10 protein-coding genes are annotated in these 16390 nt (G+C 32.3%); 2 read left to right on the top strand and 8 right to left on the bottom strand.

Features of this window, described 5'->3' with window-relative positions:
- Positions 1–5: 5 nt before the first annotated feature.
- Both CLU81_RS05955 and CLU81_RS05950 read right to left on the bottom strand, forming a co-directional pair.
- The gene (locus tag CLU81_RS05955) at positions 6–2408 is read right to left on the bottom strand and encodes a TonB-dependent receptor plug domain-containing protein (protein WP_099708985.1); all 2403 of its coding nucleotides are present in this window, start codon (positions 2406–2408) and stop codon (positions 6–8) included.
- A 304-nt stretch (positions 2409–2712) separates the two neighbouring features.
- The gene (locus tag CLU81_RS05950) at positions 2713–3471 is read right to left on the bottom strand and encodes a LytTR family DNA-binding domain-containing protein (protein WP_099708984.1); all 759 of its coding nucleotides are present in this window, start codon (positions 3469–3471) and stop codon (positions 2713–2715) included.
- Between the two features lie 168 nt (positions 3472–3639).
- Here CLU81_RS05950 and CLU81_RS05945 point away from each other — a divergent pair, with 168 nt between their 5' ends.
- Positions 3640–4152, top strand: coding sequence for a hypothetical protein (locus CLU81_RS05945; protein WP_099708983.1), 513 nt, complete (start codon positions 3640–3642; stop codon positions 4150–4152).
- A gap of 5 nt (positions 4153–4157) precedes the next feature.
- The gene (locus tag CLU81_RS05940) at positions 4158–4625 is read left to right on the top strand and encodes a transcriptional regulator (RefSeq protein ID WP_099708982.1); all 468 of its coding nucleotides are present in this window, start codon (positions 4158–4160) and stop codon (positions 4623–4625) included.
- 55 nt (positions 4626–4680) lie between these two features.
- Here CLU81_RS05940 and CLU81_RS05935 read toward each other — a convergent pair whose 3' ends face one another.
- The 6 genes from CLU81_RS05935 to CLU81_RS05910 form a co-directional block, all read right to left on the bottom strand.
- Positions 4681–6000, bottom strand: a complete 1320-nt coding sequence (locus CLU81_RS05935) for a RagB/SusD family nutrient uptake outer membrane protein (RefSeq protein ID WP_099708981.1) — start codon at positions 5998–6000, stop codon at positions 4681–4683.
- Between the two features lie 12 nt (positions 6001–6012).
- Entirely contained in the window at positions 6013–9357 is a 3345-nt protein-coding gene (locus CLU81_RS05930; RefSeq protein WP_099708980.1) for a SusC/RagA family TonB-linked outer membrane protein, read from the bottom strand.
- Between the two features lie 30 nt (positions 9358–9387).
- The gene (locus CLU81_RS05925) at positions 9388–11988 is read right to left on the bottom strand and encodes a zinc-dependent metalloprotease (protein WP_099708979.1); all 2601 of its coding nucleotides are present in this window, start codon (positions 11986–11988) and stop codon (positions 9388–9390) included.
- Between the two features lie 106 nt (positions 11989–12094).
- A complete protein-coding gene (locus CLU81_RS05920; protein ID WP_099708978.1) occupies positions 12095–13657 on the bottom strand; it encodes a histidine kinase in 1563 nt (520 codons plus the stop codon).
- Between the two features lie 394 nt (positions 13658–14051).
- Entirely contained in the window at positions 14052–15263 is a 1212-nt protein-coding gene (gene hmpA / locus CLU81_RS05915; RefSeq protein ID WP_099708977.1) for an NO-inducible flavohemoprotein, read from the bottom strand.
- 378 nt (positions 15264–15641) lie between these two features.
- Positions 15642–16196 (bottom strand): GNAT family N-acetyltransferase, encoded by a 555-nt coding sequence (locus tag CLU81_RS05910; protein ID WP_099708976.1) that lies wholly within the window; start codon positions 16194–16196, stop codon positions 15642–15644.
- Positions 16197–16390: the final 194 nt, after the last annotated feature.

Here is a 16390-nt window from a genome sequence, read left to right as displayed (position 1 = left end):
AGATATTAAAAATTATTGATGGTATAATTCAGTTTTAGATAAAAGGCGCGTCCGGGTTTTTGAACGGCGTAATTATCGAAAATCTGTTTATCGAATATATTTTTGGCATCAAAACTCACCACAAACTGCTTATTCGGAAAAGCATAACTCAAACCCAAATCCTGTGAAAATTGTGCAGGTGTTTTAGAATTAATTACATCAATCCAAAGCGTAGCAAACGGATCAACATAACCGCAGTTGTAATAGAGATTTAATTGTGAATTTTTTTGTATCAGCCCTTTAAAATTGTACTGAACGTTTGCGTTTACAGTAAAGAAAGGTTCATTTGGCAATTGTTTGTCGTAGTTTGACAATTGACCTCCGTTATTGTCGTATTGCATTTTGAATAACGAATTGAACTTTGACATATTCATCGAAATAAACAAACGATCTTTGAAAACATAATCAAAAGAAGTTTCAAAACCAATGGATTGAGTTTTTCCTAAATTTTCAAAAGGCAAAGTTTGAATCGCATCATTTACACGATTTCCTGAAGTTCTGACAATTTTATCTGTGGCATTTCTTAAAAAACCAGATGCTGCAACTGAGATTTTATGTTGGTTTGTTTTGTAAGGACCAAATTGAAATCCAACATTTAAATTATCACTTTGTTCCGGTTTTAAATCAGAATTTCCAATTACGTTTTCACTTGGATTTCCAAATATTTCAATTTCGTTTGGTAATCGAATCGCCTTTTCGGCAGATGCGGAGATCATTATTTTTGGCGTAATAAAATAAGAAGTTGCAAGTCCGTATCCAAAAAATGGAGTAGTGCTTTGAGTCTTTTTTTCTACTATAACATTCTGACCATTTTGATTTACTATTTCAGGTTTACTTTCGTTTACTTTTTGCTCATAAAACTTCCCGAAAATATTGGTTCGTAAGTGAGAATCAAAAGCTTGCATTTCGTAAGCCAAAGAAGTAACCGTTTTTTGTAAATCGCGTGTTGCTTCAAAATTGTTTTGAAATTCCGGTTTTATTAAATCGTCATCATTTCTGTCAACCATATAATATAAATTACTAAAAACGATTCTGTTTTTTTCGTTGATATTATACGTAAATATGCTTCTTGAACTTAAGATATTTTGTGTAATTGTATTGATTGTTGGACCAGCTTGTTGTGCGCCGGTATTTGATAAAATTGGTGCGTCATATAAACCAATTGCTTTTTTTCCATACCAATTGTAATTCCACTTTATGGTATCGTTTACCATTTCGTGTCTTTTGCTAAAGACCGTATTTGTTGAAAAATCAAGACCTTTAAAAAGGAAATCTTTTTTGGAATAATTCAAACTTATTGCCGTTGCATCAGCTTCGCTAAAACGTCCTTTATAGGGTTTTGTCATATATTGACCGTGCTGAATTTGATTATGATCTTCGGACATGTTTAAGCCAATTAAAAAAATATCGGCCCATTTAACATCTGTAAAGCCAGCTTCGAATCTTCCGCCATAAGATCTGTATCTGTTTTCGAAACGTTTTACTCTCACATAATCATATCGTCCGTTTGGTAAAGTATTGTAAACAAATCTTCCCCAAATCTCATAATCGTTATCCGAATAATTATAGAATCCGGAACCTTTTAAAGTAAAACCTGATTTGTCGCGATAGGTTGTATTAAAGTTAGATTGAGCAGTATTGAAAGAACCATAAGAAAGAGAAGCATTTACTGTGTTTTTTGCCCCTTTTTTCAGTATAACATTTATAGCGCCGCCCAAAGCATCATCGGCTAAATGTGCTGGCGTAACTCCTTTATAAACTTCAATACGCTCAATTAATGCTGGCGGAATACTGTTGAGGTTAAAAGAAGATCCATAAGTAGAAAGCGGAATTCCGTCAATGAAAATTCTAATTGAGTTTCCGGACATTCCGTTGAGGTTATAATTAACGCTAGAACCCATTCCTCCGTTTTGCCTGATTCTTACTCCCGCAGAACGATCCAATAATTCATTGGTTTGGAGATTTCTGGTCGCAGCATCTTTTGTTTCAATTACATTTACCGAAAAACCTTTGTTTTGAATTTCTTTTTTTACCGATGTTTTTTGAACAACTACTTCTTTTAAAGCCTTTGGATCATTTTTTTCAAGAACAATATTTAGTTGTTGTGAAGCGCTGTTTAGAACAACATTTATGGTTTTTGCTTTCGCTTCAAGCGAAGAAATTATTAAGGTGTAGTTTCCGTATGATAATCCTTTTATTTCGAATTGACCTTCGTTGTCAACAACAACAAATTTTTGAGTTTCTGTAACCGTTACCGAAGCTCCAAATGCAGATTCTGAACTTCCTAATGTTACTTTTCCTGTAATATTTCCTTTTTGAGACCAAACTGAAAAATGAACGAACAAAAACACAAACAATAGAAAACGCATAACTTATTTACTTATCAATAGAAGGGCAAACTTACGTTGTTGTTTATATTTAATCTAAATAAAGTCATTAGAAGATTATTAGATTTACATTAGAAATTTTAATGTTGAAATAGGGGAGTTAACGCTTTGATTGAAGAAGGAATACGAGTTATAAAAGAAAACACGAATTTCACGAATTAGCACTAATTGTAATCGTTAATTAAGCTTGTGAAATTAATTTCACAAATTTAATTCGTGCTAATTCGTGAAATTCGTGTTTTGAATTAAACTTAAATTTTACTTATTTATAGGAAATAATTTTTGTTTAGGAATCCAACCAGTTTTTAAAATTGTTGATTTCCTTTTTACTTAAAATAATAGGTTCATTTTCGGGAATGGAAACATTTAAAAGCAATTCTATTTTTTGACTTGAATGTTTGATGATTTCCTGAATATGATGTCTGTTTATGATATATTTTCGGTTGACTTTAAAGAAAAGAACCGGATCAAGTTTATTGATTAAATCCGTTAAATTACTATTGTACAAATAGCTGTTACCTGAATTGGTATAGATAAACATATGCTTTCCTGTGGCAAAAAAATAGGTGATTGCCGTATCATTTATAGAAATGAGTTTGTCTCTGTGATTTACTAAAAAGTGATGTTGAATGTTGCTTTGATTTTCAATTTCAACAAGTGATTCAACAATTAAGTTGGTATTAAAGGTTTCTTTAATGTTTTTGTATTTGATTAAAGCTTCCAGTAATTCTTCTTCTTCATAAGGTTTCAGTAGATAATCAATCGTGAAATGTTTGAAAACTTTTACAGCATAAGAATCGTAAGCAGTGATAAAAATAACAGGACATGAAACAAGTGTTTGCTCAAAAATGTCCAGACTTTTTCCGTCTCCCAAATGAATATCCATAAAGGCAAGATCAACCGTATTTGTTTTAAAAAAAGCAACGGCGTCCTTTACCGATTTCAGTACAGAAATTTCACTAATTGAAATTATAGTTTGTTGTTCCAGAATTGATTTCAGATAGCTTGAAGCCAGATGTTCATCTTCAATAATGACAATTTTCATTTGGTTTATTTTTCTGCAAAGTTAAAAAACTTTGACTGTATAGGGTTACTGTTTTACAGAACTTATTAAGCAATATATTTCAAGTATTAAAGAAGGCAAGTGGAAGTTAAAATTATACAAAATGTATATTTTTTTTGTACATTTGTGTAAAGAATCTACTTAAGATAAATGAATGTAAAAATATTAAGAATCGATGAAAGTAGTTTAGTTGATGCTAAAATCTCAGATGTAAAATCAGTAAAATTAAATTTACCTTCTATCACTGATGGATGGAGGTTTAATTTTAGAAAGCATTCTAAAGTTGCAGGTAATGAAACTTATGTTTTAGTAAGCGAAGAAACTCCCGATATAATTGAAGGTTGTCTGATTTTTGAAATGAAAAAGAAAGTAGAACCTTATATGGCTTATATAGAAATCGCACCTCACAATAAAGGTTTAAATAAAAAATATGAAAAAGTAGCAGGTTGTTTGATTGCTTTTGCGTGCAGATTAAGCTTTATAAGAGCGAAGGAACCATATACAGGTTATCTGGTATTTGATGTTTTGGAAGAAGATAAAGCTGATGAAGAAAAACTCATGGCTGTATATTCAAAAAAATACAAAGCACTCCGATATGGTGAGACAACTATGATTATTCCTCCAGTGGGAGGGGAGAAATTAATTACCGAGTTTTTAAATTAAAGAATATGAAAAATAAAGAAATTCAAATTAGTGATATTTGGAATGATAAAAAGAAAGATGATTTAAAAAATATTATAAAATCTCATTCTTCAAAACAATCTAGAGAACAGATATTAAAGAATCAATTGCTTTCTATTCAATATAAATTGGAAGATTATATTCAAAGTGATAATGATACCGAGGTTTTAAAAGTACTTGATTTTGTTAAGATGTATTTAAAAACACTTAATATTACGAAAAAGGAATTAGCTTCTTACTTTGAAATGAAGGACAGTAATCTTCATAAGTATCTGATAGGAGAAAGAAAGTTAAATGCAAAACTGGTATTGAAGTTAAGTACTTTTTCTCATACTAAACCGGAGCAATGGTACAGAGTTCAGGTAAAAAATGAGTTGATTGAATTGAATAAAGAAAAAGCTAATGTAGAAGCTTATAAAAAGTATGATTACCGTAATTTAGTTCAAGGAGTATAATTGTTTATAAAAGTAAAAAGCCGTCTCAAATAATGTTTTGAGACGGCTTTTTTAATTACAAATCAGGATTATTTAATCGTGCATCTTGAGGAAATGGAAGCGTATAACGCGGGTCATTTTCTATCAGAGTATGATCATCTCCACCAAATGTGTGGATGATTTGTTTTTGTGTAGTTCTTCTTAAATCAAACCAACGGTGACCTTCAACTGCAAACTCACGTTGTCTTTCCTGAGCTATAAGATCAAGAAGCTGAGTTTGTGACATAGCAGCAATTGATGTGCTTAATGTGTTGAATCCTGTAGCATTGTATCTGTTTTTGATAAAAGCTAAAATGATTGTTCTTGTCGCTGGAAGATCGTTCAATTGTGCTGAAGCTTCTGCTTTTGTCAAATATAATTCAGCTGTTCTGAAAGTACATTTTTGAGCGATATCTCCACCTTTTCTAAATTTGAATTTGCTTCCGCTTGTCTGATAATATAAAGCAAAACGTAAGTCGTTTGTTTTATCATAAGCTCCAGTTAATGTTGGTGAAGCATATGTAGTTCCTTTTAGAATATTGATAAAAGGATCTTCAAGCGCTAAAATAGATTCCGGACCATTATAAAGGTTAGGCAAAGCAGCTGTTGTATTTAAGTTTATTAAAGCATTTTTGTATGTCATTGCTTTATCTGCAGCTTCAATAGCTTTAGCCCATTCTTTTCTGTAAAGGAAAATACGAGATTCCATAGCATATAAAGAAGCTTTAGAAAAACGGTAATTAAGACCTGTTGTTTGTGTGTCTAAATTCAATAATCTTTTTGCCTCTTGGTTATCAGATAAAATCTGATCGTAAATAACAGCAATACTTTGAGGAATATAAGCCTGCTCTAAATCTATTTTTAAAGCCAATGGAACACCTTTGTCTGTTGCAGCTGTTGCAGCATTATAAGGTTTACTGAATATGTTCAATAAATCAAAGTAAGTGTAGGCTCTTAGTGCATAAGCTTCTCCAAGTAATTGGTCTTTCTCTGCAGAAGGTGCTAACTTTTGGCTTGCTTCATTGATAACTACATTCGTATAAAAAATCCTGTTGTATAAAGCTGCATAAGGAAAAAGGTTTGTAGTTTTATCAGGATTGATATCATTCCAGATATAATGATCTCTATAGAAAGTGGCATTATCATTAAACTCATCAAAAGTCAATTCGTCTGCTCTTACAGCAGACAATGCTTTATGAATTACAGTTATAGAATAACCTTTTGTCATTATAGCTCTGTAATCTTGCAAAGTTTCCGGAATTACTTTACCTACTGGCTTAACATCAAGATAATTATCGCAGCTTACGGTAGTAATCGCTACGCTGGCAAAGAATACGTATTTTAATATATTTTTCATTTTTGAATCAGATTAAAAAGTTAGGTTACATCCTAAAGAAATTGATCTTGGGATTGGTTGTGCATAGATATTTCCGAAAGTTTCAGGATCAAAGTAACCTTTATAATCAGAGCTGATTACGAAAAGGTTTCTACCTTCAATACTAAATCTAACGTTCTCCATAAACAAACTGTTTATAGCTTTTTTAGGCAAAGAATATCCAAAACGAATACTGCTTACACGCATAAAACTCATTTCATGAACCCACGTATCTAAGTAATTGTACATTTCTAGTGGAGCTGCTCCTGGAGAATACCATTGGTAAGCCATCCATGAATCTCCTGTACCTGAAGTTGGACTAGTAATTCCAGGTATGTGTGAACCTGTATTAGTAGGTGACCATGCATTAAGCGCATCAGTAGTATAGTTTTGACCACGATCTAAACTTGTACCATTGAAAGTAGGTTTTTCAACGACAGTTTGTTTAATATTGAAAGTAGTAGCAATCGTAAGATCAAAATTATGAATTTTGAATGTATTCATGAAACCACCAGTAAATTTAGGATCTAAATCTCCTGCATAAGTAAACAAATCTCTTGTTTCAGCATCTGTAAGTTTAGATTGAGATAGAACTCCCGGGAAAAAATCTGCATAAGGGTCAAAAAGGGCAAAAAAGGTTTGTGAGTTTACAGTTTCTCCTTTTTTATTTACAAATAAAGGATAACCATTTTCATCAATTCCTGCAGTTTTTAATGCGAATACCGCATTAACCGGAAGTCCTTCTCTAGAAGGTAAATAACTGTTTGATCTTGTTTGAATACGATCAACATTACTCTTATTGTGAGCGAAATTAATTGTTGTATTCCATTTAAAGTTTGGATGATCAATGTTTCTTGTAGACAAAGAAATTTCATATCCTTTATTAGTTACCTGCGCCCAGTTAGCGTTTGTATATTCAAACCCGTTTTCTACAGCAAGTGATTGTAAACCAATTAAGTCAGTGCTTTTTCTTCCGTAAACATCAGTAACAATGTTGATACGATTTTTGAATAAACCAAGATCCATTCCAACGTTAGTATTGGTAGTTTTTTCCCATCTTAATTTATCATTTGGAGGAGAAGATACCGAAATAACAGGTTCTGTTTGTCCTGGTAAAATAACAGTTGTTTGGTTTGTACCAACTACATACGGAGAAGTGTTTTTATCAATATTTCCTTGTAAACCGTAAGATGCACGTAATCTTAAATTAGAAATTACGTCATTATCTTTTAAGAAATTTTCTTCAGATACTGCCCATGAACCAGAAGCTGCCCATAATGGTAAGTATTTGTATTTAGGATCTGCACCAAATAAATCTGATCCGTCATAACGAACACTTCCAAAGAAAGTATATTTTCTGTTATAAGTATAAGATGCTGTTGCAAAAAACGATGCAAATGCATTTTCGTTTTCATTCTTTAAATACGTTCTATAGTTTGTGTCAGCTGCATAGTTTGCAGTTGGAAAAATAATTTGAGTTGATGTCAATGTTTTTGGATCATAACCAAAAGCTTTCGTATTAATAGAAGTGCTTTTGTTTTTTCTTAATTCATTACCAACCATAAATTCTAACTCATGTTTTCCGCCAAGGGTCGTATTATAGTTTACCATAGTTTTCCAGTTGTATTGGAAAAAGTCTGTGTTTGAATTTTGGATAATTCCACCAACAGGAAGGAAATAACTATAAGCTCCGTTTGAAAATACACTTGTTTTTTCTCTTTCTTTTCTTGTATAGTAAGTTTCTTTACCAGCGTATTTTTCAGAAGAATTATTATCAAACTGTAAACCAATTTGAGTACTTGCTTTTAAGCCTTTTGTAATATTATAATCAACATCAAGTAATGCTTTTACAGATCTTGTTATTAATTCATAATTCGTATTTTCTCTTTCTTCTAAGAAGTTAAAAGGAACAGCAACAGTTCCGTTTCCATATCCTTTGATATCTTTATCATATTTATAACTTCCATCAGCGTTGAATGGAATCAAATATGGGTTTACGTTTCTTGAATAGTTAGAAGGATTTGTAAAACCATCTGTATCTGAAAGGTAACTTGTTTTCTTGCTTTGAGTACCAAAAATTCCAACACCAACATGTAATTTATCAGTTACATCAAAGTTGTTTTTTAAGGTAAGGTTGTATCTGTCGAAACCAGTTCCTACAGTAGCACCTTCTTCATTATAAGCTCCTAAAGAGAAATAATAATCAGATCTTTCTCCACCACCAGATAAACTTAATCCGTATTGTGTATTGAAAGCAGCTCTGTACAATAAATCACCCCAATTGGTATTATTGCTTCTTAAAGCGTTGATTGAGTTTTGTGTTGTTGGACTTAGAGACGAAAAACCTCCCGATCTATAGGCTCCTAATTCATTAGCCTGGTTTAGAATGCGGGAAATTTCCCCAGCCGTGTCTCTGTAAGTCAAATCTTCTCTAGAAGCTAGCGAAAGTTCAAAATCTACTTTTTGAGAAGAGTTTAAAAGGTTTAATTTAGAAAAATCAGGTTTTTGAGTCACAAAAGTATTAACGTTAAAGTCTACTTTCATGTTTCCTTTTCTTCCTTTTTTAGTTGTTACCACAATAACACCATTTGCAGCTCTTGCTCCGTAAATAGCAGTTGCAGCAGCATCTTTTAATATGGTAATATCTTTGATATCATCAGGGTTTAATCCTGCGATAGAAAAGTTACTTAATACATCTATATTGTCTTTGTCATAGTTTTGAGGAACATCATTTCCTTCAAGAGGTAAACCATCTAAAACCCATAACGGATCTTGTGCACCATTAAGAGATGCAGTACCACGAATTCTGATTTTTGAGATCGTTCCAGGAGCTCCAGTTTGTTGCGTTACCGCTACACCCGCAACCTGACCAATTAACATTTGATCCAAACTCGCAACACCCGCTTGTTTGATATCTGCCATTTCAACTTGTGCAACAGCCGATGTTAATTTTCTTTTCTCAATTTTTTGGTAACCAGTTACAACGATCTCTTTCAATTCTGCTACGTCAGATTTTAAAGAAATAGTGTAGTTGTTTTGTGATGAAATATCAATAGTATAAGGAAGGTAACCCATATAAGTTACTCTTAAACTTTTCATATTGCTGTTGATTTTAAATTCAAATGTACCGTCAAAATCAGTTACGGTTCCAAGGCTTGAACTTTGAATCACACCTTTTTGTTGTGTATTGTTTGATACGGCACTGTTTTCGACAAAAACAGTAACACCTGGTATTGGTAATCCGTCTTTGGCATCAACTACCGTCCCTTTAATTGTCCTTTCCTGCGCATACCCGGAAAGGGCAAGAAGGAAACTCAGCATGTAAAATAAATTCTTCATTAGTTTGTGTTTGGAGTTTGGTTAAAAATTTTATAATGTGTTGCTTAATGCCTTTTCAATACGTTGAATCAAATCGAAATAATGATTCTTAGTTTCTTGATTTCCGATGCTTCTTTTAGATTTCAATAATTGAAGTATCTGATTCAATTCGCCTTTTTTATCAGAGGTAACTTCTGTAACTCTTTTTAGAGAAGACTGATTAATGTTACGTGCCATTTTTGATTCATCTAAATAATCACATAAATGAGGCATGCTTAATGTTTCTTCTAATTGAAGCGTTTTTTTAACATCCGTTTTTTCAAAAAGTTTATTAGTCGAAACAATCAATACATCAACATAATTCTTTTGAGTCATACGTTCCAGAATCGTTAATGACTTGTTCTGGATTGTTGGAGCAAAAATGCTTTGACGTAAGGTTTGGAATAACTGAGTAACCGTAAATACATTTTCTTTAGCACCATTACGTTGATACAATTCATTTTCGGTCATTCGCAATAAACGATCATCACCTAACATCGTGTATAAAACATTGTATTGTAATTCCCTTACCAATGTATAAGGTGTATATTCATAAGGTCCAAGAGGAGAATCTTTCAACGGATTTGTTTTGTCCAGAATCGGATTAAAAAATAACCACTCTGGAGTTGTAATCGTATTTTTCAATAAATAAGCTACAGCTCTCTTTTGTATTGCAGCCGGAACCGGAACATAACTTGCTTTATTATCACCATGAACAGTAGTATTCAAATAAATACCACCCAAATTATTTAATACGTGATAGTTGTATAAATTCCATTGACCAATTGCACCTATATAAAGTTTACCGGTTTGGTAGTAAGATTCGTCTTTATCATAACTCCATTCCAGAATATTGCTTACAACTCTTTTTAAGTTCTTAAGACCATATTCACTCGCTTTCATTGCATCATCACCTAAATCTTCAGATTGTGAGCGAGGATCTATTGTCTCGTTTCCATCTTGTTGCTCTCCGTAGAAATAAAGAGGATCATTTTGATGTTTTGCAATTAGATTGTTTAGTGCTGCGTGCTCTTCAGTTTGATCGCCATACCATCTGTAACCCCATTCGATAGCATATTTATCATATTCACCAATTTTTGGCGTGATAGCTTCTACGTGATCTTCAGGTTGAGCAATATAATTGTAACGAGCATAATCCATGATTGATGGAGCAGTTCCGCCCATTTTTGCTGTAAATTCTTTAGATCGAAGAGATTCTACAGGATATGCAAAAGAAGCTCCCATATTATGTTTCAGACCAAAAGTATGTCCAACTTCGTGAGACGATACAAATCGGATTGCTTCACCCATATGTTCATCGCTAAATTTGTTTCCTCTAGCTTTTGGATCAATTGCGCCAGTTTGAATACGCATCCAACTTTGCAAAGAAGTCATTACATTATGCCACCAGATAATATCTGATTCAATAATTTCTCCACTTCTAGGATCTACAACCGCAGGTCCCATAGCATTTGATTTTTGTGACGCTACATAAGTAATAACCGAATAACGAACATCATCAATATCAAAATCAGTATCTTCTGCCGTTGGTTCTTTTGCGATTACAGCATTTTTAAAACCTGCTCTCTCAAAAGCTACTTGCCAATCGCGAACACCTTCTATAATATAAGAGCGCCATTGTTTAGGAGTCGATGGATCGATATAATATATAATAGGTTTCTTAGGTTCTACTAATTCACCTTTTTTGTATTTTTCAATATCTTCTTTTTTAGGCTCTAATCTCCAACGTGTAATCAATTCTTTTTCAAGAACAGCGTGTTGACTGTCATTAAAGTACCAGTGTTTATCAGAGAAATATCCAATACGATTGTCTGCAAAACGAGGTTGCATAGGTACTTTGTCCAATAATATAATATTAGAAGTAACACCAATTGTAACAGACAATGCAGGACCACCTTCACTTACAGAAGTCGTAAGCTGCGATTTAACAACGATATTTTTAGGAAATGTTTTCACACTTTCTATATACGACAAGTCCGATTTTACAGATCCGCCAAAGCCAATATTGCTTAATACATCATTGAAACTTTTTTGTTTTCCGTCAAAAACCTTATTTGCTTTGATAATAACCGATGTCGAATCGTTATTTTTTGTTTCGATATCAAATACCTCTATAATAGACTCAGAAAAATTACTGTTTACAGAAGCTGTAATTGCGTCGCCAACCGGAGAAGAAACTTTAGGTTCTGAAGATTTTACCCAAACTTTTTTAGCAACAAGATCTTTATGAAAAGTGATGATTTTATTTTCGTAATTCATTCCTTTATTAAGTCCTGCATCATTAACAGGTAGAGGAACATTTGAAATTTTATTAACCACTAAAAACTCTCTCTGAAAAAGGGAATCATTTATTTCTAAATAAAGATCCGTTTTAACCTGAATGGTATTGAACAATCCTTTTTTGAAAGTTCCTTGTTTTATAAGATCATTATATTTTTTTCCTTTCGAAGATTTAACCGTGTCTTTAGCAGCTTCAGTTTTATCCTCTTTGTTCTTTTTATCCTTTTTTTGAGAAACCATCGTGCCCGTACTAAATAATAGTGCCAGAACTAAGATGATTTTTAGGGTTCTCAACATTGCATTTTTCCCCATTTAAAGTTAATTTTAGGTTAATTTTATGATAAAAATATAATGCCAGATTTGTTAAAAAAAACAAAAAGGAGTGAGTGGCTTTTTTTTGGGAGTGAATGTTTTTTTTCTATCCAATTAAGGGTAAAATGCAAGTAAAATCTCCGTCTTTTTTGAAGGTTTTAAAGTCTTTTTTAGAGTAGAAATTGTATATACTTTCTAAATATTTGTGACCAAACTTGGATTCTTTCCCGAAGTTTTGCTTTTCGTTTAAGTTATTGGTAATGATTGCGACATTTTCTTTAATATCTATCGTTATTTTCAACGGATTTTCATCAGAAGCGATATTATGTTTGATCGCATTTTCTACTGCAATCTGAAAAGCCAAGTAAGGTACTTTCTTAGCCAGAATGCTTTCGTCTTCGATCGTAATCGTAAAAACAAATTCTTCTGTAAAGCGAGTTTGCTGCAGAAAAATATATTTTTCGATAAAAAGCAATTCTTCCTGCACCGTAACAATATTATTGATAGGCGGATTAATAAGGTATCTGTAAATCTTCGAAAGATTCAAAGTAAATTTTCGCGCAACGCCAGTATTACTTTCGATAAGCATATAAAGCGAGTTCAAAGAATTAAATAAAAAGTGCGGATTAATTTGCTCCTTTAATTGTTGCAGTTGGATTAACGCTTTCTCTTTATTGATTTTTTCATTTTCTAATAAAAGCTTATTTTTTTCCTGCGACAAGATTTCTTTTTCATGAAAATTTCTACGTGTAAAAATCATAAACAAATAAAAGAACACAATTAGAATTGCAGTCGTAATAACGTAAATTAAGGAAGCATAATTTTTTACGGCATCAACATCTTCTGATGAAACCTTTTTCGGAAAATTGACACATAAATACCAACTCGTTCCTTTTATATTCAATCGCTTGGTATATCGTACAATGTCCAGTCCCAAATATTCTGAAAGTGCAATTCTTCTGCTAAAACCATTCGCATCTGAAAAAGTAGTATCGCGAGCCGATATATTTGTTATTTTAAAAATATTCTTTTTTAGTAATTTTATTTCAGGATGATAAATGATCGTTCCTTTTTTATCAAATACAAAAACATAATTGGGTACCTTTTGATCTACCGTTGCGAAATAAGTTTGTAGTGATCGAAAATCAATATCATATCCATATCGAATTACAGTACCATTTGTTGCGACATATTTATAATAGATACGCCAGAAAAAACCTTGTTGATCATTGACAATACTATTGGACTCTTTTAAGGTTTGGTTTTTGGAGATGAAATCTTTTATTGAAGTTTCTAAATTGGCACTATTTTTAGAAGTAGTAAATTCTATTTTTTGATTATTAATCTGAAACCAATTGTTTTTAACAAGACTGTCATTGGCATGGATTGCACTTAAAACTTTTAAATTATCAGATAAGTTTTTGGTATTGCTCATTTCAACAATACGTTTTAGCTCGTTTTGAGTTTCAAGAAAACGAGATAATTCCTTCGCCATAACCTCCTGTTTTTTCTGGGCGCTGCGATTTTGAGTTTCTGTAGTAGTTTTTTCAGTGATTTGAGTCATCAAACCACTTAATATATAAATAGAAAGAAGTGTAAGAACAATGAGGATGATTCCTAAAATGAAAAAGTTCCTGCCGGAAAAAGTATTTCTAAAATTAAATTTCAAAGGTGTATTTTAAAATATAAAGACATCTTTTTGTCCTTATAGCAATGTGGTATTATTTTTTTTCGTGCGCAAATATATAATTTTTTGACTGATACAGATTTAGTTATAAAAAGTTAACAGTATTTTCGACGATCCGTTTAGTAAAAATCTTGTTAAGGGGAAATGTAGTTTGAAATTGTTTCAGGTTTCAGGTTTGAAATGAGTTTAAGGCTTGTGTAGATTTTTACCGCAAAGTTCGCAAAGTTTTTTTTCTAAGGATGTTTTTGTAAAAACGCAAAGTTCGCAAAGCTATATTTTTAAACTTTGCGAACTTAGCGTAAACCTTTGCGAGCTTTGCGGTTAGATATAAAGTGTAGTATTTCAAACCTGAAACTTGAAACCTGAAACAAAAAAATTAGTTCAAATTAATAATCTGCGGTCCAAATTCTTCGTAGAAAATGTTTTCGTGATTTACATTAAAATCGATTAATGTTTGGTATTGTTTCTTGATAAAAACTTCAGGTCCGCAGATATAGAATTTTGCATCATCCAGTAAAATTGCGTCTTTACATTTATTGAGATCGACGCGACCTTCAATGATTTGGTTCGAATGATTTTCCGAACTTTCTAATGAATCATAAAAAGTGAAAGTTTCAAGCCATTTTACTTCTTCTTTCAAAGAAGCAATCTGATCTTTGAAAGCGTGAACAGATTCATTTCGGCAACCATGAACCCAAACCGTTTTTTTATTCTGAATTGAATTTGCATTTGTTTCCAGCATACTCAACATCGGTGTTAAGCCAACACCACCGCTAATTAAAACTAATGGATTTTCGGAATCTTTTTCTAAGTGAAATAATCCCGCCGGAGCCGAAATCGAAATTACATCGCCTTCTGTTTTTAAATGAAGTGTATTAGAAACTAATCCGGATGGATTCGAATCCATTCCAATTTCTTTCTTTACCGAAATTCTATAATATTCCGGATTAAAACCACTTGATAAACTATATTGTCTTGGTTGCATGAAACCTAATTCCGGAACAAAAACGTGAACACTTATATATTGACCCGAATGGAAATCAGTGATTTTTTGTCCGTCTTCAGGATAAAGATAAAACGATTTGATTTCGCTGGATTCGTCGGTGATTTTTTTAATTGCAAAATTTCTCCATCCGTTCCAACTTCCGGATTTTGCAGCGTTTTCTTTGTAAAGTTCTTTTTCAAGATCAATCATAATTTCCGCAAGCTGATTGTAGGCAATTGTCCACGCTTCCAGAATTTCCGGAGTCGCAGCTTCACCAACAACTTCTGCAATAGAAGCTATCAATTGTGTTCCTACGATTTTATATTGCTCAGGCTGGATATTCAAACTTCTGTGTTTGGTTCCAATTCCCTTTAATGCATTAATTAATACGCCTGGATTTTCTATATTTTCGGCATAAGCCAAAACAGCATTTGCCAACGCCGATTTTTGTTTTCCGTTAGCTTGATTTCCCATATTGAAAATGTTTTTTAATTCGGGATGATTTTTAAACATTCGGGTGTAGAAATAGGAGGTAAGGTCTTCACCGCTCGATCTCAAAATTGGAATTGTAGCTTTGATCAGGTCTTTTTGATATTGATTCATCTTTGAATAATTTGAATTTGGAATTAAATTTTAAAGTATATAAACCCATTCAGAATTTATATTTACAAATTTAAACCCGCGATAAAGCTCCGTTTTATGATTCAAATCATAAGAGCCAAATTAAAGAAGAATAGTTTTTTATGTTTAAGGTTTCAGGTCTGAAGTTTGAAATGAGAATAGAATTTCTATGTCATTTTACCGCAAAGGGCGCAAAGGTTTTTTATCCTGTATCGCGTTTAGCAAACACAAAGTTCGCAAAGCTGGTTCAACACAAAGCTTTGCGAACTTAGTATTTTTTTAAACCTTGCTAATTAAGATCTTAGCGTTCTTTGCGGTAAAAAAAAACAGCAGCATTCATTGAAACCTGAAACAAAAAAATTAAGAAATCTGAAGATGTTCTAAAGTTTTTCCAACCAAAGTTTTAATTCCAACAGATTTGAAACCTAATTTTAAGTATAATTTTTTAGCATTCGGATTATCTTCGTCAACCAATAAACCTAAAGTTTGATTGTTTTTGGTTACAAATTCTTCAATCAAAAATTGCAGTAATTTAGATCCAATTCCTTTTCCCTGATGATTGGGATTTACGCCTAGAGAATCAATGTAAAATTCTCCGCTTTGGGTTTCGTTTTCGGGATTAAAATCAGGATTAAAGTTTGCGTGAACATATTCAATAATTGGCAACCTCAACTCGATTAAATCAGCTCCGTTGTAGACATTTACAACGCCAATAATTTCGTTGTTTTCTTCGGCTACAAAACAATTCTGATACGAGTATTGATTGTTTTCTCTTTCTACAAAATACAGTAAAAAGTCTCTTGCGCTATCGTAATCTTTCTTTCCAATAAATTTATAAATGATATCTTCCATTGCCAATAACAAACAAGGTGCAATAAATTGGGAATCGGTTTGAGTGGCTTTTCTAATAATCATTTTTTAAATTTTTGATGAATTACAAAATTACACCAACTTTTAGAGTTAGACCTTATTTCTAATCTTAATTAACATAATGTTTGAAATCGAACAATAAGTTGGTTTTGTATTTTGTGATAAGTCAGATTGATTAATGACAAGTCTCATAGAGACGATATATTTATAGAATTTTAAAGGTCATACAGTAGTAGAAC

Source organism: Flavobacterium sp. 9 (assembly GCF_002754195.1).
Lineage (GTDB): Bacteria > Bacteroidota > Bacteroidia > Flavobacteriales > Flavobacteriaceae > Flavobacterium.
This window is presented reverse-complemented; position numbering and strand designations above follow the sequence as displayed.

Bases quoted from the DNA above. Each gene is read 5' to 3' on its own strand.
- CLU81_RS05945 (WP_099708983.1), top strand. From the start codon at position 3,640: ATGAATGTAAAAATATTAAGAATCGATGAAAGTAGTTTAGTTGATGCT.
- CLU81_RS05910 (WP_099708976.1), bottom strand. From the start codon at position 16,196: ATGATTATTAGAAAAGCCACTCAAACCGATTCCCAATTTATTGCACCT.
- CLU81_RS05940 (WP_099708982.1), top strand. From the start codon at position 4,158: ATGAAAAATAAAGAAATTCAAATTAGTGATATTTGGAATGATAAAAAG.
- hmpA (WP_099708977.1), bottom strand. From the start codon at position 15,263: ATGAATCAATATCAAAAAGACCTGATCAAAGCTACAATTCCAATTTTG.
- CLU81_RS05925 (WP_099708979.1), bottom strand. From the start codon at position 11,988: ATGGGGAAAAATGCAATGTTGAGAACCCTAAAAATCATCTTAGTTCTG.
- CLU81_RS05935 (WP_099708981.1), bottom strand. From the start codon at position 6,000: ATGAAAAATATATTAAAATACGTATTCTTTGCCAGCGTAGCGATTACT.
- CLU81_RS05950 (WP_099708984.1), bottom strand. From the start codon at position 3,471: ATGAAAATTGTCATTATTGAAGATGAACATCTGGCTTCAAGCTATCTG.
- CLU81_RS05930 (WP_099708980.1), bottom strand. From the start codon at position 9,357: ATGAAGAATTTATTTTACATGCTGAGTTTCCTTCTTGCCCTTTCCGGG.
- CLU81_RS05955 (WP_099708985.1), bottom strand. From the start codon at position 2,408: ATGCGTTTTCTATTGTTTGTGTTTTTGTTCGTTCATTTTTCAGTTTGG.